Raw genomic sequence first — 25,755 nt, 5'->3', positions numbered from 1 at the left:
GCCAGCCAGGGGGTGCCGTCACCCGTCCGGGAGAGCTATGTTCGGTTGTGAGGACTTGGCTGACGCTTTGCCTCAGATGCCGGGATAGGTGCGTTTACGGGTCTTTGCGGGGATCCTGAAATGACGGGAGTGGGGACCTCGCCGACGGGGGAGGAGGAGGTGAAAGTCGCCAAGTCCGAGGCTTCGGCACTCACCGGAGCCTGGTGCAAGAAGGAATCGCTCCGCGCGTAGCAGCGGGGTGATCCGGGAACGGAGTTCTGCGTGGACATCGTCGTCAAGGGCCGCAAGACCGAGGTGCCCGAGCGGTTCCGCAAGCACGTGGCCGAGAAGCTGAAGCTGGACAAGGTCCAGAAGCTCGACGGCAAGGTGATCAGCCTGGACGTCGAGGTGTCCAAGGAGCCCAACCCCCGGCAGGCCGACCGTTCCGATCGGGTGGAGATCACCCTCCGCTCCCGAGGCCCGGTGGTACGGGCCGAGGCGGCCGCCGCCGACCCCTACGCCGCGCTCGACCTGGCCACGGCCAAGCTGGAAGCGCGGCTGCGCAAGCAGCACGACAAGCGCCACTCACGGCGCGGCAACGGACGCATCCCGGCGAGTGACGTCGCGGTGAGCGTCCCGGACGCGGCGAAGCTCGACGAGACCGGTCGGCTCGCCGTGGACGGAGAGCCGCAGGAGCAGGTGCCGACGACGAAGATGGGTTCGCTGGAGATCCAGGGCGAAGGCCCCCTGGTCGTCCGCGAGAAGACCCACTCCGCGGCGCCGATGACCCTCAACCAGGCGCTTTACGAGATGGAGTTGGTCGGACACGACTTCTACCTCTTCGTCGACGCCGAGACCAAGCAGCCGAGTGTCGTCTACCGGCGGCACGCCTACGACTACGGCGTCATCCATCTGAACCCTGACTCGTTCGGGGGAGAGGAGCCCGGTGGCGCCGGTGGGGCGCTCGGCGGCTGACGGCCGCTGAAGTGGTGCCCCCGGCGTACGCCCGGGGGCACCATTGCGCCTGCGGGGGGCAGGAGTTGAGGCCGTATAGTGTTTGTGCCAGCCAGGGAGCTTGTGAGCACGAAATGGCGACATGCCGGGGAGACGGTTGTATGGCGTTGTTCGGGCTGGCCGCAACGGGCTGCAGTCAACCAGCCTTATATCCAAACTCTGGCCTTCACCGGCCGAGTAGTTGACGGGGAGGAACGATGGGGGACAGCTTCGGGCCCGTGCACGGCGGAGCGGACGACGACCATGTCGGCGTCGGTGACCGCGCCGGCACGGACGCGGGCGTGTCGCGCAAGGAGCCGATCCGGGTCCTGGTCGTCGACGACCACGCGCTCTTCCGCCGGGGCTTGGAGATCGTGCTCGCCCATGAAGAGGACATCGAGGTCGTCGGAGAGGCCGGGGACGGCGCCGAGGCGGTGGACAAGGCCGCCGACCTGCTGCCCGACATCGTACTGATGGACGTACGGATGCCCCGGCGCGGCGGGATCGAGGCGTGCACCTCCATCAAGGAGGTGGCCCCCAGCGCGAAGATCATCATGCTGACGATCAGCGACGAGGAGGCCGACCTCTACGACGCGATCAAGGCCGGCGCCACCGGTTACCTCCTCAAGGAGATCTCCACGGACGAGGTGGCGACGGCGATCCGCGCGGTGGCGGACGGCCAGTCGCAGATCAGCCCGTCCATGGCGTCCAAGCTGCTGACCGAGTTCAAGTCGATGATCCAGCGGACGGACGAGCGCCGCCTGGTGCCGGCGCCCCGGCTCACCGACCGTGAGCTGGAGGTCCTCAAGCTGGTCGCGACGGGCATGAACAACCGTGACATCGCCAAGGAACTGTTCATCTCCGAGAACACCGTCAAGAACCACGTCCGCAACATCCTGGAGAAGCTGCAGCTGCACTCCCGGATGGAGGCGGTCGTGTACGCGATGCGGGAGAAGATTCTCGAAATTCGCTGAGTGGAGCGGGCGGGCAGGATCCTGCTGGCTGGCTGGCTGGCTGGCTGGCTGGCAGGGCTGGGCTGGGCAGCAGCACGGTGGCCGGATCCCGCCGTAGCCGGGCCGGACGTCCGCCTCCGCCTCACGGACCCCGGCCATCGTGGAGAGCACTTCAAAGTGCCCACCTCAAAGTACCCACCTCGGAGAGCCCGTTACGGCAGGTCAGGCTCCCCCTTCCGGGACACCTCACCCAAGGCACCTCCCCCTCACGACACCTCCGCCACCAGCTCCGCCCGCAGCGCCGGGTCGTCGCAGCGTTCGATGCGTACGGAGTCGCAGCCGACCCACTGGGCGGCCTCCGTCAGCGCCTGGGCCATCGGCCGTACGGCCTTGGCGTCGCGCAGCGAGACCTGGCGGGCGATGAGCGTGCTGCCCTCGCGGGCCGGGTCCACCCGCCCGGCGAGCCGGCCGCCGGTCAGCAGGGGCATCGCGAAATAGCCGTGTATCCGCTTGGCGCGCGGGACGTACGCCTCCAGGCGGTGGGTGAAGTCGAAGATGCGAGCCGTACGCGGGCGGTCCCAGATGAGGGAGTCGAAGGGCGAGAGCAGGGTCGTACGGTGGCGGCCGCGCGGCGCTTCGGCCAGGGCGGCGGGGTCCGCCCAGGCGGGCTTGCCCCAGCCCTCGACCTCGACCGGGACCAGGCCCGACGCCTCGACGACGGCGTCCACCTGGTCGTTCTTCAGGCGGTGGTAATCGGCCAGGTCCGCTCGGGTGGCCACGCCCATCGCGGCGCCGGCCTGGGCGACCAGGCGGCGCATGCACTCCGTGTCGTCCAGGTCGTCGTGCAGCAGGTCGTCAGGGATGGCGCGCTCGGCGAGGTCGTACACCCGCTTCCAGCCGCGGCGCTCCGTGCACACCACCTCGCCGGTGTCCAGCAGCCACTCCACCGCGATCTTCGTCTCGGACCAGTCCCACCACTCGCCGCCCTTGCGGCCGCCGCCCAGGTCGGAGGTGGTCAGCGGGCCGTCGGCCTTCAGGCGGTCCAGTACGGCGGCGCAGGAGCCCTCGCGGTCCTCCATCCGGTGCCACCGGTGGCCCCTCGCGCGCATCGCCCGGCGCCGGAAGGCGAAGTGCGGCCACTCCTCGACGGGCAGGATGCAGGCGGCGTGCGACCAGTACTCGAAGCTGTGACCGCCCGACCAGTAGGCGGATTCGACGGCGGAGCGGCCTACGGCACCGAGCCGGGCGTACGGGACCAGCTCGTGGGAGCGGGCCAGGACGGAGATCGTGTCGAGCTGCACCGCGCCCAGCCGCCGCAGGACGCCCCGCACCCCCGCGCGGCGGTCCGGCGCGCCGAGGAAGCCCTGCGCCCGCAGCGCGATGCGCCGGGCGTCGTCGGCGGACAGGGTGGTCACGGGCTTCGGCTTCACGGGCCTCGCGGGCTTCGCAGCTGTCATGAGGCACAGCGTAGAAGCGACCACTGACAATGCCCGTGGCGGCATGTCCGGCGGGCCGCCCGCCCTGAACTCGTCAGGCCGGGAGCGGCAGATGGGGTGCGCGGGGCCGGGCCGGCAGAGGTAGGCGGGGCGTTCCCCTACGGGCCGGACCGGACCGGGCCGGACCGGGCCGGGGCGCGGTAGGCGGAACCTTCTCGTCCGAAACCTTCTCGTCCGAAACCTTCTCGCCCGGAACTCTCTCGCCCGGGGGCTTCTCCGTCAGGCCGAGCCCAGCTGACGGGGTGTCTCGGAGGGCAGTCCCAGGTCGGCGGGGAGCAGTGAACCGATCCAGGCGTCCCGCCGGGCGCCCCGGTGTGCGATCTTGGCGCGTAACGTGCCCTCCATCCGGAAGCCGGCTTTGGGCGCCACTCCGCGCGACGCGCCGTTGCCGACTTCCGCGAGCCACTCCAGCCGTTCGATCCCGAGGTCCGTCAGGGCCCAGCGCGCGACCTCGCGGACGGCTTCGGCGGTCCAGCCCTTGCCGCGCTGCTCCCGAGCCGTCCAGTAGCCGATCTCGGCCTGTCGCTCCTTGTCCCGCATCGACATGGCGAACAGGCTCACGGCACCGGTCAGTGTGCCGTCCGCCTTGGTGGTGGCCGCGAAGCGGTACTGGGTGTCCGTGCGCCACTCCTCGTGGCTCCGCTCGATGTAGTCGTGCGCCTGTGCCATGTCGAACGGGGCCGGCAGGGAGGTCCAGCGCGGTATGTCGGGGTCCTGGCAGGCGGCGTGCACCGCCGGGGCGTCGGCGGCGACGAAGGGGCGCAGGAGGAGGCGCTCGGTGGTCAGCGTGACGGGTTCCATAGGGGGAGTGTGGGGAGGCGGCGGGGGCGGGGCGAGCGGATTTCCCTGGCCGGGGCCAGGACCAGCGCCATCCCGTCCCCCTACGGACCCCGCCTCTCGGCTGCCCGCCCCACACCCTTCCCACCCCTCCCCACCCCCTCCCGGCACCTTCCAGCCCCCTCGTGCGTTCTCGTAGCGAAAGGTGTGCACCGGGGAGCGGTGTGCTTCGCGGCGGTGGACCTCCCGGCCGGATGGGGTCCTCCTTTACGATGGCCGTTGCGGCGGGGCCTGCCCCTTGGAAAAATGCCGCGCCCGCGCACCCTCCCCCTGCCTGCGGCGGGGGGTACCCCCAGCGCCAGGCCCGACCGGCAAGGAGACCAGCCCAAGTGTCCGTCTTCAACAAGCTCATGCGTGCAGGCGAAGGAAAGATCCTGCGCAAACTGCACCGCATCGCGGGCCAGGTCAACTCCATCGAGGAGGACTTCGCGGCCCTCTCCGACGCCGAGCTGCGGGCGCTGACCGATGAGTACAAGGAGCGGTTCGCGGACGGCGAAACGCTCGACGACCTGCTGCCCGAGGCGTTCGCCACCGTCCGTGAGGCCGCCAAGCGGGTGCTCGGCCAGCGCCACTACGACGTTCAGCTGATGGGCGGCGCGGCCCTTCACCTGGGGTACGTCGCCGAGATGAAGACCGGTGAGGGCAAGACCCTGGTCGGTACCCTCCCGGCGTATCTGAACGCGCTGTCCGGCAAGGGCGTCCACCTGATCACGGTCAATGACTACCTGGCCGAGCGCGACTCCGAGATGATGGGCCGGGTCCACAAGTTCCTGGGCCTCTCGGTCGGTTGCATCCTCGCCAACATGACGCCCGCCGAACGTCGCGAACAGTACAACTGCGACATCACGTACGGTACGAACAACGAGTTCGGCTTCGACTACCTGCGCGACAACATGGCGTGGTCGAAGGACGAGCTGGTCCAGCGCGGCCACAATTTCGCCATCGTCGACGAGGTCGACTCGATCCTGGTCGACGAGGCCCGTACGCCGCTGATCATCTCGGGTCCGGCGGACTCGGCCACCAAGTGGTACGGCGACTTCGCGAAGTTGGTCAAGCGCCTGAAGAAGGGCGAGCCGGCCAACCCGCAGCGCGGTATCGAGGAGACCGGTGACTACGACGTCGACGAGAAGAAGCGCACCGTCGGCATCCACGAGTCCGGCGTCAGCAAGGTCGAGGACTGGCTCGGCATCGACAACCTGTACGAGTCGGTCAACACGCCGCTGGTCGGGTATCTGAACAACGCGATCAAGGCCAAGGAGCTGTTCAAGCTCGACAAGGACTACGTCGTCATCGACGGCGAGGTCATGATCGTCGACGAGCACACCGGCCGTATCCTCGCCGGCCGCCGCTACAACGAGGGCATGCACCAGGCCATCGAGGCGAAGGAAGGGGTGGAGATCAAGGACGAGAACCAGACACTCGCCACGATCACCCTCCAGAACTTCTTCCGCCTCTACGACAAGCTCTCCGGTATGACCGGTACGGCCATGACCGAGGCCGCCGAGTTCCACCAGATCTACAAGCTCGGCGTCGTGCCGATCCCGACGAACCGCCCGATGGTCCGCAAGGACCAGGCCGACCTGATCTACCGCACCGAGGTCGCCAAGTTCGCCGCGGTCGTCGAGGACATCGTCGAGAAGCACGAGAAGGGCCAGCCGATCCTGGTCGGCACGACCTCCGTGGAGAAGTCGGAGTACCTCTCCCAGCAGCTGACCAAGCGCGGCGTGCCGCACGAGGTCCTCAACGCCAAGCAGCACGACCGGGAGGCGTCGATCGTCGCCCAGGCCGGCCGCAAGGGCGCCGTCACGGTCGCCACGAACATGGCCGGCCGCGGTACGGACATCAAGCTGGGCGGCAACCCGGACGACCTCGCCGAGGCCGAGCTGCGCAGCCAGGGCCTGGACCCGGTCGAGCACGTCGAGGAGTGGGCGGCCGCGCTGCCCGCCGCCCTGGAGAAGGCCGAGGCTGCGGTCGCGGCGGAGTTCGAAGAGGTCAAGAGCCTCGGCGGGCTGTACGTGCTGGGCACCGAGCGGCACGAGTCGCGCCGTATCGACAACCAGCTGCGTGGCCGCTCCGGCCGGCAGGGCGACCCCGGTGAGTCCCGCTTCTACCTCTCCCTCGGTGACGACCTGATGCGCCTGTTCAAGGCCCAGATGGTCGAGCGGGTCATGGCGATGGCCAACGTCCCCGACGACGTGCCGATCGAGAACAAGATGGTGACGCGCGCCATCGCGTCCGCGCAGTCGCAGGTCGAGCAGCAGAACTTCGAGACCCGTAAGAACGTCCTGAAGTACGACGAGGTGCTCAACCGCCAGCGCGAGGTCATCTACGGCGAGCGCCGCCGCGTCCTGGAGGGCGAGGACCTCCAGGAGCAGATCAAGCACTTCATGGAAGACACCATCGACGCCTACATCCAGGCGGAGACGGTCGAGGGCTTCGCGGAGGAGTGGGACCTGGACCGCCTGTGGGGCGCGTTCAAGCAGCTCTACCCGGTCAAGGTCACGATCGAGGAGCTGGAGGAGGAGGCCGGTGACCGCGCCGGCATCACCTCCGACTTCATCGCGGAGGCCGTCAAGGAGGACATCCACCAGCAGTACGCGGCCCGTGAGGAGCAGCTCGGCTCCGACATCATGCGGGAGCTGGAGCGCCGCGTGGTGCTGTCCGTCCTGGACCGCAAGTGGCGCGAGCACCTCTACGAGATGGACTACCTCCAGGAGGGCATCGGCCTGCGGGCGATGGCCCAGAAGGACCCGCTGGTCGAGTACCAGCGCGAGGGCTTCGACATGTTCACCGCGATGATGGAGGGCATCAAGGAGGAGTCGGTCGGCTACCTGTTCAACCTGGAGGTCCAGGTCGAGCAGCAGGTCGAGGAGGTCCCGGTGGCGGACGCCCAGGAGAAGACCTCGCTGGACAAGGACGTCCAGGACGCCGTGCCCGCCGGGGCCGGCGCCGGGCGGCCGGAGATCCACGCGAAGGGCCTGGAGGCGCCGCAGCGCCCGGACCGGCTGCACTTCTCCGCGCCGACCGTGGACGGCGAGGGCGGTGTCGTCGAGGGTGACTTCACCAGCGAGGACGCGGCCCCGGCCCGTTCGGAGTCGGACGGTCTGACGCGCGCGGAGCGCCGCAAGGCCCAGAAGAGCGGCGGGCGCCGCCGCAAGAAGTGACGGCACACCGCCCCTGGGCGGGCGGGTGAGGCCGGGGCGCCGCAGCGGGAAGCTGCGGCGCCCCGGCTCGTTGCGTACGGGAGCGGCGGGGCCCGCCTCCGGGCAGGCCGCCTCCGGGCCCGTACGGCCGTCACCACACACGGGTGCTCGGGCCGATGTCGAGGGCGGCGCAGCGCCACCGGGCGTCGCGGCCCAGCTCCAGCCGGAAGGCGAGGGCGCGCAGCCGCTCGCCGGAGGCGATACGGGCGAAGGCCTCGATGACGTCCCGGCGGGGCAGGCAGAGGCCGCAGTGGGCCACGGAGGGGGCCGGTGCGCGGCGGCCCGCTCCGTGGCCCGTGGGCCTCAGGGGTGCTTGCGGGGCCAGTTCTACGAGGCGGTCGTACGCGGCGGGCAGGGCGTGCCCCAGGAGAGCGTGGACGGGGCGCCGGCCGCTGAGGGTGAGCAGCAGCTGTTCGGCGAACCAGTCGTGCGGCAGGAGGCGGGGAGCGGGGCCGCGGACGGCTGAGGCGGGGACCGGTGCCGGGACCGTACGGGGGCCGGCCGGGCGGCGGGTGTCCCGGCGTCCCGGTGGGCCGGTGCGGTGGCGGCCCGGCCCCGCACCGGGCGAGGTCCTGGGGGAGCGGGTGCGGGCGGGCGGGAGGGTGTCGGGCTGGGTGGTGAGCATGGTGGGCCCCCGTTCGGCCGGTCCGGCGGACAACCGGTGGGTACCGGCGAGTAGCTTCGGTGGGGTTCTTCTACCGGCGGGAAATCGGCGGCAGCAAGGGCCGGCGGCGGGGCCGTACGGGCGGCCAGAAGTTCACCCATCAGGGGGAGAGCGGGCGGATGTGCGGGTGAGCGGTACCGCGTATCCGGGAGGGGGCGGCGCCGGGGCGGCGGAAGGGGCGCACGAAGGGGGACGCCGGCCCGTGGCGCACCGGGCTCCCGCCCGTACCTGACGCCGCATCTCCCGCCGCATCCCACGCCCGTATGCTGGCGGACAGATTTTCCAGACCCAGTGATGTGAGCGGAAGCGGCAGCCATGCGCGTGTATGTCCCCCTGACCCTGCCCGGACTCGCGGCGGCGCACGAGGCCGGGGAGTTGGGCCCCGGCCCGCTGGACGCCTACGCCGTCACGCCCGCGCTGCGCGAGTGGTACGTCTCCGACGACATCGAGGAACTGGAGTACGCGGCGCTCAACCGGGCCGCGCAGGGCTCGCTGCGCCGGCTCGCGGCCGACCCGCAGGCCCCGCGGCGCCGGGTCGTGGTGGCCGTGGACGTACCGGACGGTGCGGCCGTGGCCGACCCCGACCGGGGCCTGGACCAGACGGCGCTCGGTGAGGTGCGGATCGCCGGGCCGGTGCCGATGGCGAAGGCCGCGGCGGTGCACGTGGACTCCGACGACGCGGAGGAGGACGTCGCGGCGGCCGCCGGCGCGCTGGGCGCCGCGGACCTCGGCGACGACGACGCGCGGTTCACGGTCGACGGCGCGGAGGACCACGAGCTGATGTGGTTCGGCGTCCAGGAGATCCCGAACCTGATCGCCGGGCGCTGACCGCCGGGCGCTCGGCCGCCCGTGACTGCGCTGTCAGTGGTCATGGGTACGGTCTTGGACATGGGGACGCACGCGACGCACATCGTCTGGGACTGGAACGGGACGCTCTTCCACGACACCGAAGCCGTGATGGGCGCGACCAACGCCGCCTTCGCCGAGCTCGGCCTGCCCTCGATCACCCTGGAGCGCTACCGGGAGCTGTACTGCGTACCGGTCCCGCGGTTCTACGAGCGGCTGCTGGGCCGGCTGCCGACGGACGCGGAGTGGCTGGTCATGGACGAGGCGTTCCACCGGCACTACGCCGTCCACCGGCCCGCGTGCGGGCTCGCCGAGGGCGCGGAGCGGCTGCTGGAGAGCTGGCAGCAGGCGGGCCGCAGCCAGTCGATCCTGAGCATGTACGGGCACGACGAGCTGATGCCGCTGGTGCGCGGCTTCGGCATCGAGGCGCGTTTCGTGCGCGTGGACGGCCGTACGGGGCCGTCCGGCGGCAGCAAGAGCGAGCACATGGTGCGCCACCTGGCGGCGCTGGCCACCGGCGCGTCCGGGAACGGCGGGGCGGGCCGGATAGCCCCGGACCGTACGGTCGTGATCGGCGACGCGGTCGACGACGCGGTGGCCGCCCGGCATGTGGGCGCCCACGCGGTGCTCTACACGGGCGGGTCGCACAGCCGGGCCAGCCTGGCGGCCGCCGGGGTGCCGGTGGTGGACACCCTGACGGAGGCCGTGGAGCTGGCGGAGGAGATAGCCGCGTAGGGCGTGGACCGCACGCCTGGCCGCCCGCCGGACCGCGCACCGCCCCGGACCCCGGCCCCGTACGGACCAGCCCGCCCGGCCTCATCCGGACCGGCCCCGTACGGACCGGCCCGCCCGGCTCCGTCCGGACCGGCCCGCCCGGCAAGGATCACGTCACCGGTGCCTTGGCCCGCAGTACCGCGATGAACTCGCGCATCCACCCGGAGTGGTCCGGCCAGGCGCGGGAGGAGACCAGGGTGCCGTCCACGACGACCTCGGCGTCCCGGAAGGTGGCACCGGCGGCCTGCATGTCCATTTCCAGGGCGGGGTAGGCGGTGACCCGGCGCCCGTTGAGGCCGCCGATCGCGGCGGTCAGCAGCGGCCCGTGGCAGATCTGCGCGACCGGCTTGTCCGCGTCGAAGAAGGACTTCACGAGCTTGCGCAGCTCGGGGTCGTTGCGCAGGTATTCGGGCGCCCGCCCGCCGGGCACCACGAGTGCGGCGTACTGCCCCGGGTCGACCTCGGAGAAGGCCAGGTCGGCGGGCCAGGTGTAGCCGGGCTTCTCGGTGTAGGTGTCGAACCCCGGTTCGAAGTCGTGCACGACCAGGCGCAGCGTCTTACGGGCGGGCGCCGCGATGTGCACGTCGTAGCCCTCCTCGCGCAGCCGCTGGAAGGGGTAGAGGACCTCCAGGGACTCCGCCGCGTCGCCGGTCACGATCAGGATCTTGGCGGCCATGCCGTCCACCTCCGCTCGGGTCGCGTACCCCGCGCGGACGTGCTGTTCGTCACATCCGCGCGCCGTGGTCCGTTCCTCACCTGTCCCGCTCAACGTCCTCCGGATCGCCGTCCTTGCCAAGCCCCCGCGGGATACCGTGGGATTCCAGGGGTGGCGGCGGCTGTCCCCGTCGCTGTCCGGATCGTCAAATTTCGGCTAGTGGTTTTGTACACAGCTGGACCATGACGGCACCCCGGCCGAGAGCGATAGCCTTGCATCGTGATCAGCGCGATAACCCGCGGGGGCATCGAGGCCCTCGCCGTGCGCCCGGGACAGCACGATGACCGGGCGGCCGCTGATCGTTGCGACCGGGACCGAAGGCCGACCCCGACCGGGTCGGCGCTGAGCGGTCCGGTCAGCGCTCATCGCGGCACAGCGTCGTCCCCGACCGGACACTTCCCCGCGTTGCGGCGGGGGAACCCTCACCGGTCGTGCCGGCGTCGTGCAGCTTCCACGGAGTTCATCCACGACGTCACGCAACGGCGCGCGACAGGAGCCAGAGGACATGCAGACCAAGCTGGACGAAGCCAAGACCGAGCTGCTCGCGCGGGCCGCCCGGGTCGCTGAAAGCAGCCCGGCCGGGGGACAGGCACCGGTGCAGGGACTCGACCCGGACACCCTCCTGGGATACCTCCAGCGCTACTACCTGCACACCGCGCCGGAGGACCTGACCGGCCGCGACCCGGTGGACGTCTTCGGCGCCGCGCTCTCCCACTACCGGCTGGCCGAGAATCGGCCGCAGGGCACCGCCAACGTCCGGGTGCACACCCCGACGGTCGAGGAGAACGGCTGGACGTGCAGCCACTCCGTCGTGGAGGTCGTCACCGACGACATGCCCTTCCTCGTGGACTCGGTCACCAATGAGCTGTCGCGTCAGGGCCGCGGCATCCACGTGGTGATCCACCCGCAGGTGATCGTCCGCCGGGACGTGACCGGCAAGCTGATCGAGGTCCTCGACAACACGTGCGACCTGCACGGCCGCACCGGCAAGGACAAGGCGGGCAAGGGCAAGGGCCGGGACCTGCCGCACGACGCGCTGGTCGAGTCCTGGATCCACGTGGAGATCGACCGGGAGACCGACCGCGCCGACCTCAAGCAGATCACCAAGGACCTGCTGCGGGTGCTCTCCGACGTGCGCGAGGCCGTCGAGGACTGGGAGAAGATGCGCGACGCCGCGCTGCGCATCGCCGACGAGCTGCCCACCGAGCCGACCGCCGACGACCTGCGCGACCAGGAGGTCGACGAGGCCCGCGAGCTGCTGCGCTGGCTGGCCGCCGACCACTTCACGTTCCTCGGTTACCGCGAGTACGAGCTGACCGCGGTCCCCGGTGAGTCCGGCGCCGAGGAGGACGTGCTGACCGCGGTGCCCGGCACCGGCCTGGGCATCCTGCGCTCCGACCCCGCGCACAGCGACGGCGACGACGGCCACCCCGTCTCCCCGTCCTTCAACCGGCTCCCCAAGGACGCGCGCGCCAAGGCCCGCGAGCACCGGCTGCTGATCCTGACCAAGGCCAACAGCCGCTCCACCGTGCACCGCCCCTCGTACCTGGACTACGTGGGCGTCAAGAAGTTCGACGCCCAGGGCAACGTCGTCGGTGAGCGCCGCTTCCTCGGCCTGTTCTCGTCGGCCGCGTACACCGAGTCCGTACGCCGGGTGCCGGTCATCCGCCGCAAGGTCGCCGAGGTGCTGGACGCCGCGGGCTTCACCGCCAACAGCCACGACGGCCGCGACCTGCTGCAGATCCTGGAGACCTACCCGCGCGACGAGCTGTTCCAGACGCGCGTCGACCAGCTCCAGTCCATCGTCACCAGCGTCCTGTACCTCCAGGAGCGCCGCCGGCTGCGGCTGTACCTGCGCCAGGACGAGTACGGGCGCTACTACTCGGCGCTGGTCTACCTGCCGCGCGACCGCTACACCACCGGCGTACGGCTGCGGCTGATTGACATCCTCAAGGAGGAACTGGGCGGCACCAGCGTCGACTTCACCGCCTGGAACACCGAGTCGATCCTGTCCCGGCTGCACTTCGTCGTGCGGGTGCAGCCCGGCGCGACGCTGCCGGACCTCACCGACGCGGACGCCGAGCGCATCGAGGCGCGCCTGGTCGAGGCCGCCCGGTCCTGGGCCGACGGTTTCGCCGAGGCGCTGACCGCCGAGGTCGGCGAGGAGAAGGCCGCCGAGCTGCTGCGCCGCTACAACCACGCCTTCCCCGAGGGCTACAAGGCCGACAACCCGCCGCGCAGCGCGGTCGCCGACCTCCAGCACCTGGAGAAGCTGACGGCGAAGGGCGGCAGCGACTTCGAGGTCAGCCTGTACGAGCCGGTCGGCGCGGGCCCGGACGAGCGCCGCTTCAAGATCTACCGCACCGGTGAGCCGGTCTCGCTGTCCAAGGTCCTGCCGCTGCTGAACCGCCTCGGCGTCGAGGTCGTCGACGAGCGCCCGCACGAGCTGCGCTGCACCGACGGCACCACCGCCTGGATCTACGACTTCGGGCTGCGCATCCCCGAGCGGATGAACGGTGACGACGCGCGCGAGCGGTTCCAGGACACCTTCACGGCGGTGTGGACCGGCCGCGCGGAGAGCGACAACTTCAACAAGCTGGTGCTGCGGGCCGGGCTGAACTGGCGCCAGGCGATGGTGCTGCGCGCGTACGCCAAGTACCTGCGGCAGGCCGGTTCGACCTTCAGCCAGACGTACATGGAGGACACCCTCTCCAACAACGTCCACACCACCCGGCTGCTGGTCAGCCTCTTCGAGGCGCGGATGTCGCCGGAGCGGCAGCGGGCCGGCACCGAGCTGACCGACGGGCTGCTGGAGGAGCTGGACGGGGCACTGGACCAGGTCGCGAGCCTGGACGAGGACCGCATCCTGCGGTCGTTCCTCACCGTCATCAAGGCGACGCTGCGCACCAACCACTACCAGAAGGACAACGACGGGCAGCCGCACTCCTACCTGTCGATGAAGCTGGACCCGCAGGCCATCCCGGACCTGCCGGCGCCGCGCCCGGCGTACGAGATCTGGGTGTACTCGCCGCGCGTCGAGGGTGTCCACCTGCGCTTCGGCAAGGTCGCGCGCGGTGGGCTGCGCTGGTCGGACCGGCGCGAGGACTTCCGTACGGAGGTGCTCGGCCTGGTCAAGGCGCAGATGGTCAAGAACACCGTCATCGTGCCGGTGGGCGCCAAGGGCGGCTTCGTCGGCAAGCGGCTGCCGGACCCGTCGGTGGACCGGGACGCGTGGCTGGCCGAGGGCATCGCCTGCTACAAGACGTTCATCTCCGGCCTGCTGGACATCACCGACAACCTGGTGGGCGGCGAGGTCGTGCACCCCGCGGACGTCGTACGGCACGACGAGGACGACACGTACCTCGTCGTCGCGGCCGACAAGGGCACCGCGACGTTCTCCGACATCGCCAACGAGGTCGCCGAGTCGTACGGCTTCTGGCTCGGTGACGCGTTCGCGTCCGGCGGCAGCGCGGGCTACGACCACAAGGGCATGGGCATCACCGCCCGCGGCGCCTGGGAGTCGGTCAAGCGGCACTTCCGCGAGCTGGGCGTCAACACCCAGACCGAGGACTTCACCGTCGTGGGTGTCGGTGACATGTCCGGTGACGTGTTCGGCAACGGCATGCTGGCGAGCGAGCACATCCGGCTGGTCGCCGCGTTCGACCACCGGCACATCTTCCTCGACCCGAACCCGGACGCGGCCACCTCGTACGCCGAGCGCCGCCGCCTGTTCGAGCTGCCGCGCTCCTCGTGGGCGGACTACGACACCGAGCTGCTGTCGCAGGGCGGCGGCATCCACCCCCGCACCGCCAAGTCGATCCCGATCAACGCGCAGGTCCGGGCCGCCCTCGGCCTGGAGGCGGGCGTCAAGAAGATGACGCCGGCCGACCTGATGCGGGCGATCCTCGGGGCGCCGGTGGACCTGCTGTGGAACGGCGGCATCGGTACGTACGTGAAGTCGTCGGCCGAGTCGCACGCGGACGTGGGCGACAAGTCCAACGACGCGATCCGCGTCAACGGCGAGGACCTGCGGGTCAAGGTCGTCGGCGAGGGCGGCAACCTGGGTCTGACCCAGCTCGGCCGGATCGAGTTCGCCCAGAACGGCGGCAAGATCAATACCGATGCGATCGACAACAGCGCCGGTGTGGACACCTCCGACCACGAGGTGAACATCAAGATCCTGCTCAACTCGGTCGTCGGTGACGGTGACCTGACGGTCAAGCAGCGCAACAAGCTGCTGGCCGCGATGACCGACGAGGTCGGCGCGCTGGTGCTGCGCAACAACTACGCGCAGAACATCGCGCTCTCGCTGGCGCAGGCGCAGTCCGCGAGCATGCTCCCCGCCCAGCAGCGCTTCATCCGGCGCCTGGAGCGCGACGGGCACCTGGACCGGGGGCTGGAATTCATGCCCAGCGACCGCCAGATCAAGGAGCGGCTGAACGCCGGGCGCGGTCTGTCGCAGCCCGAGACCGCCGTGCTCCTCGCGTACACGAAGATCACGGTCTCCGACGCGCTGATCCAGACCGGGCTGCCGGACGACCCGTACCTCCAGCGCCTGCTGCACGCATATTTCCCCAGCGCGCTGCGGGAGAAGTTCGCCGACCAGGTCGACGCGCACGCGCTGCGCCGCGAGATCGTCACGACCGTGCTGGTGAACGACACCGTCAACTCCGGCGGTACGAGCTTCCTGCACCGCATGCGGGAGGAGACCGGCGCCTCGCTCGAAGAGGTCGTACGGGCGCACACCGCGGCCCGCGCGATCTTCGGGCTCGGGTCGGTCTGGGACGACGTCGAGGCGCTGGACAACATCGTCGCCGCCGACGTGCAGACCCGTATCCGGCTGCACTCCCGGCGCCTGGTGGAGCGCGGCACCCGCTGGCTGCTCAACAACCGCCCGCAGCCGCTGGAACTCTCCGAGACCATCGACTTCTTCGCGGAGCGGGTCGCCGGGGTCTGGGCCGAACTGCCCAAGCTGCTGTGCGGCAGCGACCTGGAGTGGCACCAGCGCATCCTGGACGAGCTGACCGAGGCCGGCGTGCCGGCGGAGCTGGCCACCCGGGTGGCCGGGTTCTCCTCGGCCTTCCCCGCGCTGGACATCGTCGCCATCGCGGACCGCACCGGCAAGAAGCCGCTGGACGTCGCCGAGGTGTACTACGACCTGGGCGACCGGCTGCGCATCAACCAGCTCCTGGACCGCATTCTGGAACTGCCGCGCAACGACCGGTGGCAGTCGATGGCCCGCGCCTCCATCCGCGAGGACCTGTTCGCCGCGCACGCCGCGCTGACCAGCGACGTGCTGTCGGTGGGCAGTGACTCCGCGACGCCGGAGGAGCGGTTCAAGGCGTGGGAGGAGAAGAACGCGGCGATCCTGGGCCGCGCGCGGACCACGCTGGAGGAGATCCACGGGTCGGAGGGCTTCGACCTGGCGAACCTGTCGGTCGCGATGCGGACGATGCGGACGCTGCTGCGCACGCACAGCTGACGCGCACCCCGTCGTACGAGCGGCGCGGTCCGGCACTGCCGGGCCGCGCCGCGGCGCGTTCGGGGACGGTGCGTTCGCCTCGGCGTGAGGTCAGGGGCGGGCGCCCTTCTCGTACGCCGTGACGACCTCCTCCGTAGGGCCGTCCATCACCAGTTCGCCCTTCTCCAGCCACAGCACGCGGTCGCAGGTGTCGCGGACGGCCTTGTTGTTGTGGCTGACCAGGAAGACCGTGCCGGCCTCCGCGCGGAGCTCGCGGATGCGGGCCTCGGAGCGCTGCTGGAAGGCGCGGTCGCCGGTGGCCAGGGCCTCGTCGATCATCAGGACGTCGTGGCTCTTCGCCGCGGCGATGGAGAAGCGCAGCCGGGCCGCCATGCCGGAGGAGTACGTGCGCATCGGCAGCGAGATGAAGTCGCCCTTGTCGTTGATGCCGGAGAAGTCGACGATGCCCGGGTAGCGGTTGCGGATCTCCTCACGGGACATGCCCATGGCCAGGCCGCCCAGGACGACATTGCGCTCGCCGGTCAGATCGTTCATCAGGGCCGCGTTCACCCCCAGGAGTGACGGCTGGCCGTGGGTGTAGACGCGGCCGGCGGCGGGCGGGAGCAGTCCGGCGACGGCGCGCAGCAGTGTGGACTTCCCCGAGCCGTTCGAGCCGATCAGGCCGATCGCCTCCCCCTTACGGGCGACGAAGGTGACGCCCTTGACGGCGTGCACCTCGCGCACCCCGGCGGCGGGCCTGCGGCGCACCAGCCGCTGGAGGGCGGCCGTAGCGCTGCCCTTGCCCGTACCGCCGCCGTACACCTTGTAGACGATGTGGACGTTGTCGCAGATGACAGTGGGGGCGCGGTCGCCGGCGGGGGCGGCGTGGCCGGCGGGCGGGCGTTCCATGGTGGTCTCAGCCACGGCCGTACTCCTCCTCGGCCTTCCAGAAGAAGACGTATCCGGCGACGCCGGCCAGCAGGGCCCAGCCGAGGGCCAGCGGCCACACGTGCGGCGGCAGGTCCTGTGCGCGCACCGTGTCGATCAGGGCGTAGCGCATCAGGTCGATGTAGATCAGGGCGGGGTTGCAGTTCAAGGCGACCGCGACGGCGTGCGGCGCGGTGCTGGTGAACGTGGAGAGGTTGTAGAAGACGCCGGAGACGTACATCCAGGTGCGCAGCACGAACGGCATCAGCTGCGCGGTGTCCGTGGTCTTCGCGCCGATCCGGGCCATCACCAGGGCCAGGCCGGTGTTGAAGACCGACTGGAGCAGCAGCGCGGGCACCATCAGCAGCCAGTGCCACGTCACGGGCACGCCGCAGATCAGCACGATGGCCGCCAGTGCACCCATGGAACAGATGAGCTGCTGGAGCTGGATGAGGGTGTGCGCGACGGGCAGCGCGGCGCGCGGGAAGTGCAGGGCCCGCACCAGGCCGATGCTGCCGGAGACGGCGCGGGTGCCGGCCAGGACCGTGGACTGGGTGAACGTGAAGACGAAGACGCCGGTGCACAGGAACGGGATGAAGTTCGGGATGCCACGGCTGGTGTGCAGCAGCACGCCGAAGATCAAGTAGTACACGCCCGCGTTGAGCAGCGGGGTCATCACCTGCCAGAGCTGGCCCAGGCGCGCCGTGGTGTACATGGCGGTCAGCCGGGCGGTGGCGAAGGACGCGATGAAGTGGCGGCGCGCCCACAGGCGGCGGGTGTACTCGCGCAGCGGCGGGCGGGCACCGCTGACGGTCAGGCCGTACTGCTCCGCCAGCGCCCGCAGGCCCGGATCGGGCGGGGCGGCGGCCTGGACGGTGGTCGGGGGCGCAGGTGGCGCCTCGGAGGCGCGGGCCGGCGGGGCGAGGGTCTGGGGCATGGGGCGGTCGCCTCCGGGCGTGAGGGCGGCGCTCCGTTACGTCGGCCGACGTCAGAACGCTCCCGTTTCGTCGTGACGGTGCCGAGCGTACGACTGAGCCACGTCGAAACGCAACCGTCTCGTCGTGACGTGGCCGTTTCGACGTGGCGGGGGCGTTTCGTCGTGACGTGGCCGCCACGTCGTGGCGGAGGCGTATCGCCGCGGCGAAGGCGTGTCGTCGTGACGCGACCGTTCCGTCGTGGCGCGACCGTCCCGTCGAGAAGCGACCGTTCCGTCGTGACGTACACGTTTCGTCGAAACGCAGCCGTCCCGTCGCGACGGAGCCGTCCCGTCGCGCCGCTACGATCAAGACATGGCAAAGGACGGCAGTGATATGACCAGGGCGCCGGGCGTGCCGGGCGGGCGGCGGGCGCCGGCCGGGGCCGCCGTACTGCGTGAGGAGAAGACCGAGGCGATCCGCGCCGCGGTCTTCGCGGAACTCGCGGCGGTGGGGTTCGCGCGGATGTCCATCGAGGGCATCGCCCGGCGGGCGGGCGTCGGCAAGACCGCCGTCTACCGGCGGTGGCGCTCCAAGCTGCACCTCGTGCTGGACGTGGTGTCCGCGGTGGCCGCCGAGGGGCTGCCCGCACCGGACACCGGGTCGCTGCGCGGCGACGTACGGATGCTGCTGGAGGTCGCGGCCCGTGCGCTGCGGCACCCGATGGCGTCGCAGATCATCCCGGACCTGCTGGCCGAGGCCGCCCGCAGCCCGGAGATCGCCGAAGCGCTGCGCACTGCCCTGCTCGACAGCCAGCAGGGCGTCGCGACGGCGATGGTGGCCCGCGCGGTCGCACGCGGCGAGCTGCGCCCGGACGCCGACGCGCGCCTGGCCCTGGACCTGATGACCGGACCGCTCTACTGGCGCCTGATGGTCGTACGCGACGAACTCCCGAAGAGCTACTTGGACGAACTGGCCCTCGCGGTGGCATCGGCCCTGGAGGCGTGACCTGGCCATCGTGACTCGATCACCGTGACTCGATCACCGTGACCCGGCCATCGTGACCCGGCCACCCGTCGGCCCGCCCCCTCCCCGCGTCGGCCCGCCCCCGCGTCGGCCCGGCCCTCCGCGCCGGCCCGGCCCCGGCCCCCGGCTCCCGGCCCCCTCCCAACCTCCGCCCCCGCCCCGTCCCCACCCCCAACCCCGGACCAATCAGACGAGCGCCGCGCGCCCCCCGCCCGAATACTGAAGAGGTGCAGTGCGCGCGGTGGCTCATCCCGGTGTGAGCCGGACGGTTACGAGTGGGGCGTCACCGGGCGCCGTGGAGGGCCTGCCTTGTGCCGACGCACCCGACGCACCCAACGCCCCCGGCGCACCCGACGCCCCCGTCCGGGCCGTCCCGGCGGCGGCTGCTCCAGGTAGCCGGGGGCGGCGCGGCCGCGGTCACGGCCGGCGCCGGGGTCTGGGCCTGGTGCGGGCCGGGCGCGCCGCTGTCGCAGCGCACCGGCACGGCGCGCGGACGGGAGGCCGCCGCGTCCGGTGCGGAGCAGGCGTTCCTGCACGTCATCGCGCACGCCGACGACTCCCTGTACTTCATGAACCCGGCGCTGGAGCAGTCGTTGCGCAGCGGCGCCCGCTCGGTGACGGTGTGTCTGACCGGCGGTGAGTCGGACGGCCGCAACACCGCCGAGCACGGGCGTGGGGCCCGTATGCCGCCGCGCGACCGCCCGGCGTTCGCGCGGGCCCGTACGAACGGGCTGCGGGCCGCGCACGCGGTGATGGCCACCGGCGACCCGCTCAGCCCCTGGGACGTGGAGGCCGTCTCCCTGCTGCCCGGCTTCCAGGCCGAGATGCAGACGCTGCGTGCCGCGCCGCACCACCAGCTCGTCTTCCTGGAGCTGGTGGAGGCCCGGACCGTCTCCCAGCCGCGCGCGCGGAGCCTGCGCGGCCTGTGGCTCGGCGCCGTCGACACGCTGCCCACGCTGCGCCCGGAGGACACCCCCGTACAGCGCACGTTCCAGTACACCCGCCAGCAGCTCGTCGACTCGCTGATCGCGCTGCTGGAACGGGTCCGGCCCACCGTGGTGCGCACCCTCGACCCGAACGCGGTGCACGCCCCGCACCAGCCGCCGCCCGACGGCGACCCGAAGGTGCGCGGGCTCCTGTACTACGACCATCAGGACCACATCGCCTCGGCGTACTTCACGCAGGCGGCGCTGGCGGGCTACTGGGACCGCGAGCCCGGCCGCCCCACCGTCGTGGAGCACTACATCGGGTACGAGGCAGGCGTCCTGCCCAACAACGTCGACCTGCCGACCGCCCGGCGCAAGGCCGAGCTGCTGTCCGTCTACGGCTGGGCGGACGGCCGCGACTGCGGTGACCGGGCGGGCTGCGGCGACCGCAAGGTCGGCGGCACGGCGCTGGACGGCTGGTCGCGCGACTGGACGCGCAGCACCCGGCTGCGGGCCCCCGGCTCGAACAGCTGGCTGCGGCCCCTGAAGGACGGCCGGCTCGCCGCCTTCGCCGTCCTGGACGGCACCGCCGTGTGCTGGGCCGAGACCGCGCCGGGCAACGGCACCTTCAGCGGCCCGCACCGGCTCGGTGGCGGCTTCCTCCAGGGCCAGATCCACGCCGTGAGTCACCCCGGGGGCGCGCTCCAGCTCTTCGCCTCCCGTACGGTCCTGCCGGCCCGCAACCACGCGCACCGCCGCGAGCTGCTGACCGCCCGGCAGAACGGCACCGCGCGCAACGGTGTGCCGGCCTTCGGGCCGTGGGAGTCGCTGGGCACACCGGACGCCGCCCCGGTCGCGTCCCTGGAGACGGGCTTCCCGGCGGCGGCGGTCGGCCGGGACGGCACGGTGCACGTCTTCGCCCGCGACTGGAACGGCGGCATTGCCTACCGCAGCGGCCCCCAGGGCGGCGACTGGTCGCTGTGGCGGCACCTGGAAGCGCCGGCGGCCCCCGCGGGCGGCCGGGTGCCGCGCCTCGTCGACGGGCTGGACGCGTGCGTGGACTCCGAGGGGCTGGTGCACGTCGTGGCGCCCGGCGACCGGGCCGTGCACCACTGGATGTCGAAGGAGGCGGGGCAGATACCGGAGCCCACCGGGGACACCGGTCTGCCCGAGCCCGGAGGCCCGCTGAGCCTGGTGCCGCTGGGCGGCGGGGAGGTGCGCCTGGCGTACCGGCAGAGCCGTACGGCGCAGGTGCTGCTGGCCGTGCGGCGGCCGCGGCCCGGGTCCTGGCGGACGCCGGCGCGGTACGAGCCGGTCGGCGGGTACGGGCGGGTGGCCGCGGCGGCCGTCGGCAAGCCCGCCCGGACGGTGGTGCTCGCGGGCCGGGACGACGCGGGCCTGCTGCGGTACGCGCTCAGCGACTCGGGCGAGGAGGCGCCGGGCCGCTGGCTGACGGGGGAGGTGCCGCACTCGGGCGCGGCGGCCGTCGGGCAGGACACGGACGGGCGCGCGGTGCTGGCCGTCCTCGGCAACGACGGGCGGCTGCACGTGGTGCGGCAGCGGTACGCGGGGGCGGACGGCGCGTTCCAGAAGTGGACGGCCCAGCCGGCGCCCCGGGGTCAGACCGGCCCGGCGAAGCGCACCGGCTGAGCCTCGTCACCCGTACGGCCGTCCCCTTCGCCGTCCGGAGGGGCGTCCGTGCCGCGGGTCCGCGGCCGCCGTGGCAGGAGGATGCGGGTGGAGACCAGATAGGTGAACGGGATCGCGAGCACCGCGGCGGCCAGCGGTGCGACACGGGTGCCGAGGCCGCACCAGTTCACCAGTACGACCAGGCCGGCGCTCTGGACGACGTAGTTGGTGACCTGGGTCAGCGGGAAGAGCAGGAACTTCGGCCAGCTGGGCCGGGTGCGGTAGGTGAAGTAGGTGTTCAGGAAGAACGAGCCGACCATGCTGAGGACGAACGCGATCGTGTAGGCGGCGAAGTACGGCAGCCAGGGGTGCAGCGCCAGGTAGCAGCCGTAGAAGGTCAGCGTGTTGACGCCGCCGACGACGGCGAAGCGCAGCAGCCGGCCCAGCTGCGGCCGCCCCGGGCGCGGCCGGCGGCCCGGCCGACGCCTCATCGGCGCGTCCGCCCGGCGACCCGGGCCGTGGGGGTGTGCGTGGGCGTCGTCCCGTTGGTCTCCTTGACCAGGAAGTGCGGGCGGCGCTTGGTCTCGTAGTAGATGCGGCCGATGTACTCGCCGATCAGGCCGAGCATCACCATCTGGAGGCCGCCCAGGCCCACGATGATCGCCACCAGGGTCACATAGCCGGGGGCGGTGATGCCGCCGGCGACCGCGGCGCCGACGATCCACAGGGCGTACGCGGCGGCCAGCGCGGCCAGGCTCAGGCCCGCGTAGATCGCCGCCCGCAGCGGGCGGCAGTTGAAGGAGATCATCCCGTCGATGCCGTAGTTGACCAGGGAGCCGAAGCGCCATTTGGTGGTGCCGCCCCCGCGCTGGGCGTTGCGGTAGTCGAAGGTGACGGTGTCGAAGCCTATCCAGGAGAACAGGCCCTTGGAGAAGCGGTTGCATTCGGGCAGCGAGACCAGCGCGTCCACGGCGGTGCGCGACAGCAGCCGGAAGTCGCCGACGCCGTCGGCCAGTTCCACGTCGACCCATTTGTTGACGGCGCGGTAGTACAGCCGGCTGCACACGCTGCGCAGGGGTCTGTCGCCGTCCCGGCTGCGCTTGGCGACGACCTGGTCGTGGCCGAGCTGGTAGAGGTCGAGCATCTTTTCGATGAGCTGGGGCGGGTGCTGGAGGTCGGCGTCCATGAGGATCACGGCGTCGCCGGTGGCCTCCTTCAGGCCCGCGAGCATCGCGGACTCCTTGCCGAAGTTGCGGCTGAAGGAGAGGTAGCGGGTGGTGGGGCGGTGCTGCTGGGCGAGGGTGCGTATCCGGTGCAGTGTGCCGTCGGTGCTGCCGTCGTCGACGTAGCACAGCTCGTACTCGACGGCGAGGGTGCCGAGCACCGTGCGGATCTCCTCGTCGAAGCGCCCGATGACTTCCTCTTCGTCGTAACAGGGGACAACGACCGAGAGCTTCATGTAGGGGCCCTTTCGCCGGGGCGGAGCGCGGCGGGAGCCACCACGTCCCAGGCGTAATTCTACTAATCAGGCGAAATGTCACGATTCGAGCGGGGAGGCCGGGCGGCGCGCCTCGCCCCGGCGCCGCCGCACGGCGCAGACGGCGGCCACCACGACCGGCACCCCCAGCGCCGCGCCGCTCACCGCCAGGCCCGGCAGCAGCCCGGGCGGGCGGTACGAACAGTCCAGCCGCGTGGCGCCGGCGGTGAGCGGTACGGCGAGCAGGCCGCCGAACGAGTGCGGGGCACGCCAGGCGCCGCCGTCCACCCGGCAGCCCCAGCCGGTGACGGCGGGGACCGCGAGGACAGCCGTACCGGTGCTGTGCGCGGGCAGCTCGGCGGCCAGCCCGTGGCCGCTCGACGAGAGCCGTACCGGAGCCTGTTTCCGCAGGCCGGCGACGGCGGCGGCGAGCTTCGCGCGGCTCAGGCAGCCGACCGGGCGGCCGGGGACGCGCTGGGCCTTGGGGTTGCTGAAGGACACCGTCAGCCGCCCGTCGGCCGGGACCGTGCCCAGGCCCCTGACCGGGTTCGCGGTCGTCTCCCGGATGCCGAACCCCGGGGAGGTATGGCCGAGGGCCCGTACCTTGCCGTGGTACCAGGGCGCGTACCAGAAGGCCTCGGAGCCCGGCGCGCACCGGGCGGAGAAGACGGCCGCACCGCCCCGGCGGGTGGCCGGCAGCCGCCACTCGCCGTCCACCAGGCGTGGAACCGGCCGCACGGACCCGCCCGACGGCCCGGGCACGACCGGCCCGGCTCCGAAGGCTCCGGTCCACGGCGGCCCCGCCACCGAACGGCTCCCCGCGGCGGGGCCCCCGGACCCGCCGCTGCCCCCGCCCGCCAGACGCAGCTCGGGCACCTCGTACACCCGCGCCCCCAGCAGCCGTTCCTGGCGGGCGAAGACCGAGCCGCCGCCGACCCGCGGGTCGGCGCGTACGTCGATGCCGCGCGCGGCAGCCCCGCGCCGCCGCTGGTCCAGGCCGTCCGCCCGCAGCCTGGGCCGTACGGTCAGCAGGGGCGCGGCAGCGGCCCGCCCCACATCGACCGGCCCGGCCTGTGGACCGGTCCGGAAGGTGCTCACCCCCAGGACCGCGCGGCTGACCGGGTCCTCCATGCTGCGGAGGTGGCGCCCGTGGATGTACCAGCCGCCGCCCATCTCGCGCAGCGTGCGCGCGGTCAGTTCCGGTACGTAGCTGCTGTAGTAGGAGCCGCCCTGGCCGCCCAGCAGCAGGGGGTCGTTGTTGGCGAACTCGTGCGGGCCAGGGTCGGTGCGGGAGCGCGGCCAGTCCTCGCGTGCCCTGATCTCGCGGTGGACGGCCAGGGTCCGGTCATCGAACGTGATCTTCGGCTCCCACCACGCGAGCCGGTCCCGTTCGGCCGTCACGGAGAACGCCGCATAGGCCGAGCCGAAGAAGACCGCGCAGGTCAGCGCCGCGGCGACGGCGATACGGACGGTACGGCGCGCGCGGTCCCTGGCCAGGGCCACCAGCGCCGCGAGCACCACCGCGCCGCAGACCGGCACCAGGATCCAGGTGGCCGGGCCGACCGCACTGCGGCCGTGGCACACCGCGGCGAGCAGGGCGACCAGTACGGCACCGGCCGCCAGCTCGCGCGGGCGCGGCCGGTGTGCCAGCGCCAGCCAGGCGATGATCACCAGGAGTGCGCTGAGCACGAAGGAGGCGCGGTACGGGCTGCCGTTGGGGACCGCGAGACCGTGCCAGAGGAGCAGCGTCGGCTTCCACACGAAGGAGACCGCGACGCAGGCGGCCAGCCCGTACCAGGCGACGCGCGTCCGGACCGGGACGGCGCGGACGAACGGGAAGGCCGCCACCAGCAGCAGGCCCAGCATCCCGATGAACAGGTGCGGCGCGGGCACCGAGCCGCGCCCGCCGGGCAGCAGCTCCGCGAGGAAGTCCAGCGTCGGCGGCCGGCCCCGGTAGACCGCCTCCGGGGCGGGCCGGGACGCCTTGCTGGCCTGGAGGGTGACGGTGATCGCGGGAGCCGCCAGCAGGATGCCGGTCAGCGCCATGGCGGCGGCGCGGGCCGCCGCGCGCACCCGGTGCCGTACGGACAGATCGGTGGCGAGCAGCAGGCGTACGGCGAACACCAGGGCCATGGCGAGGGTGGCCATCGCCGCCGTGTAGAAGTTCCCGGCCCAGGACGCGCCGACGAGCAGGGTGCCCGCCACCCACCGGCGCCTGCGCAGGCACCAGTCGGCGGCGATGCCGGTCAGCGGCAGCGAGACCAGGCCCCACATCCACATGGGGTCGGCGGTGCCGTCGCTCACCACCCAGGCGCAGGTGCCGTAGCCCACCGCGAGCAGCGCGCGCAGCCAGGGCGAGCCGGGGTGCACCCGTCCGAGGAGGACGGTCATCAGCGCGGTGCCCAGGCCGATGCAGCCCAGCGTGACGAGGAACACCGGCAGCTCGGCCAGGTGGCGGGGGAACAGGCCGACAAGCCAGGAGAACGGATTCATCAGATAGGTGAGGAAGTCGGCCAGAAACGGTACGCCGTAACCGCTGTTCCAGTTGAGAACCACGTCACCGGTGGTGCTGCCGTGCAACAGGTCCCACAGATGGGCGTGGAACGGTACGAACTGATTTCCGAGGTCATTCACGGCACGGGAGCGGGTACCGAACGGATAGCTGCCGAGCATCGTCATACCCAGGCAATAGGCACCCATGGCCAGCAATGCCGCGAACGGCGGCGCGAACCGTGGCGTCACCAGGCGTTCCGCCGACGCGGTCAGCATTTTGATCGTCACATTCACGGGGCGCCGCGCTTCCCTGCTCACCTGCGTCTTGAGCGAGTAGATGCCGCTTTTGGGTGATCCGCTTTTCATGTACGGCATGTCGTGACCCGGTTCTCGATGCGGGTGATCGTCCCCGGGTCGAGAGTCCTACGGTAAGCCAAATGTC

17 protein-coding genes are annotated in these 25,755 nt (G+C 71.8%); 8 read left to right on the top strand and 9 right to left on the bottom strand.

Going from position 1 to position 25,755, the window contains the following annotated elements; genetic code table 11:
* The first annotated feature begins 261 nt into the window (after window positions 1–261).
* Together raiA and AB0L45_RS03405 are read left to right on the top strand one after the other, a co-directional pair.
* Complete coding sequence (raiA, locus tag AB0L45_RS03410) at window positions 262–954, top strand: ribosome-associated translation inhibitor RaiA (protein WP_365835561.1); 693 nt, start codon at window positions 262–264, stop codon at window positions 952–954.
* 236 nt (window positions 955–1,190) lie between these two features.
* Window positions 1,191–1,946 (top strand): response regulator transcription factor, encoded by a 756-nt coding sequence (locus AB0L45_RS03405; RefSeq protein ID WP_365835559.1) that lies wholly within the window; start codon window positions 1,191–1,193, stop codon window positions 1,944–1,946.
* Window positions 1,947–2,191: 245 nt separating this feature from the next.
* Here AB0L45_RS03405 and AB0L45_RS03400 read toward each other — a convergent pair whose 3' ends face one another.
* Both AB0L45_RS03400 and AB0L45_RS03395 read right to left on the bottom strand, forming a co-directional pair.
* Window positions 2,192–3,382, bottom strand: coding sequence for a crosslink repair DNA glycosylase YcaQ family protein (locus AB0L45_RS03400; protein WP_365835557.1), 1,191 nt, complete (start codon window positions 3,380–3,382; stop codon window positions 2,192–2,194).
* 258 nt (window positions 3,383–3,640) lie between these two features.
* On the bottom strand, window positions 3,641–4,222 hold the full coding sequence (locus tag AB0L45_RS03395; protein ID WP_365835555.1) for a GNAT family N-acetyltransferase: 582 nt from the start codon (window positions 4,220–4,222) through the stop codon (window positions 3,641–3,643).
* Window positions 4,223–4,587: 365 nt separating this feature from the next.
* Between AB0L45_RS03395 and secA the strand changes: the two genes are divergently transcribed.
* On the top strand, window positions 4,588–7,422 hold the full coding sequence (gene secA, locus AB0L45_RS03390; protein ID WP_365835553.1) for a preprotein translocase subunit SecA: 2,835 nt from the start codon (window positions 4,588–4,590) through the stop codon (window positions 7,420–7,422).
* Window positions 7,423–7,552: 130 nt separating this feature from the next.
* On the opposite strand, the gene AB0L45_RS03385 is transcribed toward secA, so the two are convergent.
* Complete coding sequence (locus tag AB0L45_RS03385) at window positions 7,553–8,086, bottom strand: Rv3235 family protein (protein WP_365835551.1); 534 nt, start codon at window positions 8,084–8,086, stop codon at window positions 7,553–7,555.
* A gap of 354 nt (window positions 8,087–8,440) precedes the next feature.
* Between AB0L45_RS03385 and AB0L45_RS03380 the strand changes: the two genes are divergently transcribed.
* Window positions 8,441–8,953 carry a hypothetical protein gene (locus tag AB0L45_RS03380; protein WP_365835549.1) on the top strand — a complete coding sequence of 171 codons (513 nt, stop codon included), beginning with the start codon at window positions 8,441–8,443 and terminating at the stop codon, window positions 8,951–8,953.
* A gap of 60 nt (window positions 8,954–9,013) precedes the next feature.
* On the top strand, window positions 9,014–9,706 hold the full coding sequence (locus tag AB0L45_RS03375) for an HAD family hydrolase (protein WP_365835547.1): 693 nt from the start codon (window positions 9,014–9,016) through the stop codon (window positions 9,704–9,706).
* A 148-nt stretch (window positions 9,707–9,854) separates the two neighbouring features.
* Here AB0L45_RS03375 and AB0L45_RS03370 read toward each other — a convergent pair whose 3' ends face one another.
* A complete protein-coding gene (locus tag AB0L45_RS03370; RefSeq protein WP_365835545.1) occupies window positions 9,855–10,421 on the bottom strand; it encodes a DJ-1/PfpI family protein in 567 nt (188 codons plus the stop codon).
* Between the two features lie 544 nt (window positions 10,422–10,965).
* Here AB0L45_RS03370 and AB0L45_RS03365 point away from each other — a divergent pair.
* Window positions 10,966–15,942, top strand: a complete 4,977-nt coding sequence (locus AB0L45_RS03365; RefSeq protein WP_365835543.1) for an NAD-glutamate dehydrogenase — start codon at window positions 10,966–10,968, stop codon at window positions 15,940–15,942.
* Between the two features lie 90 nt (window positions 15,943–16,032).
* On the opposite strand, the gene AB0L45_RS03360 is transcribed toward AB0L45_RS03365, so the two are convergent.
* Both AB0L45_RS03360 and AB0L45_RS03355 read right to left on the bottom strand, forming a co-directional pair.
* Window positions 16,033–16,830 carry an ABC transporter ATP-binding protein gene (locus tag AB0L45_RS03360; RefSeq protein WP_365835652.1) on the bottom strand — a complete coding sequence of 266 codons (798 nt, stop codon included), beginning with the start codon at window positions 16,828–16,830 and terminating at the stop codon, window positions 16,033–16,035.
* A gap of 7 nt (window positions 16,831–16,837) precedes the next feature.
* Window positions 16,838–17,785 (bottom strand): ABC transporter permease, encoded by a 948-nt coding sequence (locus AB0L45_RS03355; protein ID WP_365835541.1) that lies wholly within the window; start codon window positions 17,783–17,785, stop codon window positions 16,838–16,840.
* A 352-nt stretch (window positions 17,786–18,137) separates the two neighbouring features.
* Between AB0L45_RS03355 and AB0L45_RS03350 the strand changes: the two genes are divergently transcribed.
* Window positions 18,138–18,770: a TetR/AcrR family transcriptional regulator gene (locus AB0L45_RS03350; RefSeq protein ID WP_365835539.1), complete on the top strand. Its 633-nt coding sequence runs from the start codon at window positions 18,138–18,140 to the stop codon at window positions 18,768–18,770.
* 329 nt (window positions 18,771–19,099) lie between these two features.
* Entirely contained in the window at window positions 19,100–21,364 is a 2,265-nt protein-coding gene (locus tag AB0L45_RS03345) for a PIG-L family deacetylase (RefSeq protein WP_365835537.1), read from the top strand.
* On the opposite strand, the gene AB0L45_RS03340 is transcribed toward AB0L45_RS03345, so the two are convergent.
* From AB0L45_RS03340 to AB0L45_RS03330, 3 genes are all read right to left on the bottom strand, one after another.
* Window positions 21,334–21,834, bottom strand: a complete 501-nt coding sequence (locus AB0L45_RS03340) for a GtrA family protein (RefSeq protein WP_365835535.1) — start codon at window positions 21,832–21,834, stop codon at window positions 21,334–21,336. The genes AB0L45_RS03345 and AB0L45_RS03340 overlap by 31 nt on opposite strands.
* Window positions 21,831–22,802 (bottom strand): glycosyltransferase family 2 protein, encoded by a 972-nt coding sequence (locus tag AB0L45_RS03335; protein WP_365835533.1) that lies wholly within the window; start codon window positions 22,800–22,802, stop codon window positions 21,831–21,833. Before AB0L45_RS03335 ends, AB0L45_RS03340 begins: the two co-directional genes overlap by 4 nt.
* 78 nt (window positions 22,803–22,880) lie before the next feature.
* Window positions 22,881–25,679 carry a YfhO family protein gene (locus AB0L45_RS03330; RefSeq protein WP_365835531.1) on the bottom strand — a complete coding sequence of 933 codons (2,799 nt, stop codon included), beginning with the start codon at window positions 25,677–25,679 and terminating at the stop codon, window positions 22,881–22,883.
* Window positions 25,680–25,755 lie beyond the last annotated feature (76 nt).

Origin of the sequence: Streptomyces sp. NPDC052496, assembly GCF_040679095.1 — a bacterium.
GTDB lineage: Bacteria > Actinomycetota > Actinomycetes > Streptomycetales > Streptomycetaceae > Streptomyces.
Note: the sequence above shows the minus strand (reverse complement) of the source record. Positions and strands in the feature narration are given on the sequence as shown.

Coding starts and splice junctions, on each gene's coding strand:
- AB0L45_RS03355 (WP_365835541.1), bottom strand. CDS start 17,785: ATGCCCCAGACCCTCGCCCCGCCGGCCCGCGCCTCCGAGGCGCCACCT.
- AB0L45_RS03350 (WP_365835539.1), top strand. CDS start 18,138: ATGGCAAAGGACGGCAGTGATATGACCAGGGCGCCGGGCGTGCCGGGC.
- AB0L45_RS03330 (WP_365835531.1), bottom strand. CDS start 25,679: ATGAAAAGCGGATCACCCAAAAGCGGCATCTACTCGCTCAAGACGCAG.
- AB0L45_RS03375 (WP_365835547.1), top strand. CDS start 9,014: ATGGGGACGCACGCGACGCACATCGTCTGGGACTGGAACGGGACGCTC.
- AB0L45_RS03340 (WP_365835535.1), bottom strand. CDS start 21,834: ATGAGGCGTCGGCCGGGCCGCCGGCCGCGCCCGGGGCGGCCGCAGCTG.
- AB0L45_RS03365 (WP_365835543.1), top strand. CDS start 10,966: ATGCAGACCAAGCTGGACGAAGCCAAGACCGAGCTGCTCGCGCGGGCC.
- AB0L45_RS03395 (WP_365835555.1), bottom strand. CDS start 4,222: ATGGAACCCGTCACGCTGACCACCGAGCGCCTCCTCCTGCGCCCCTTC.
- AB0L45_RS03370 (WP_365835545.1), bottom strand. CDS start 10,421: ATGGCCGCCAAGATCCTGATCGTGACCGGCGACGCGGCGGAGTCCCTG.
- AB0L45_RS03400 (WP_365835557.1), bottom strand. CDS start 3,382: ATGACAGCTGCGAAGCCCGCGAGGCCCGTGAAGCCGAAGCCCGTGACC.
- AB0L45_RS03385 (WP_365835551.1), bottom strand. CDS start 8,086: ATGCTCACCACCCAGCCCGACACCCTCCCGCCCGCCCGCACCCGCTCC.
- AB0L45_RS03360 (WP_365835652.1), bottom strand. CDS start 16,830: ATGGAACGCCCGCCCGCCGGCCACGCCGCCCCCGCCGGCGACCGCGCC.
- AB0L45_RS03335 (WP_365835533.1), bottom strand. CDS start 22,802: ATGAAGCTCTCGGTCGTTGTCCCCTGTTACGACGAAGAGGAAGTCATC.
- AB0L45_RS03380 (WP_365835549.1), top strand. CDS start 8,441: ATGCGCGTGTATGTCCCCCTGACCCTGCCCGGACTCGCGGCGGCGCAC.
- AB0L45_RS03405 (WP_365835559.1), top strand. CDS start 1,191: ATGGGGGACAGCTTCGGGCCCGTGCACGGCGGAGCGGACGACGACCAT.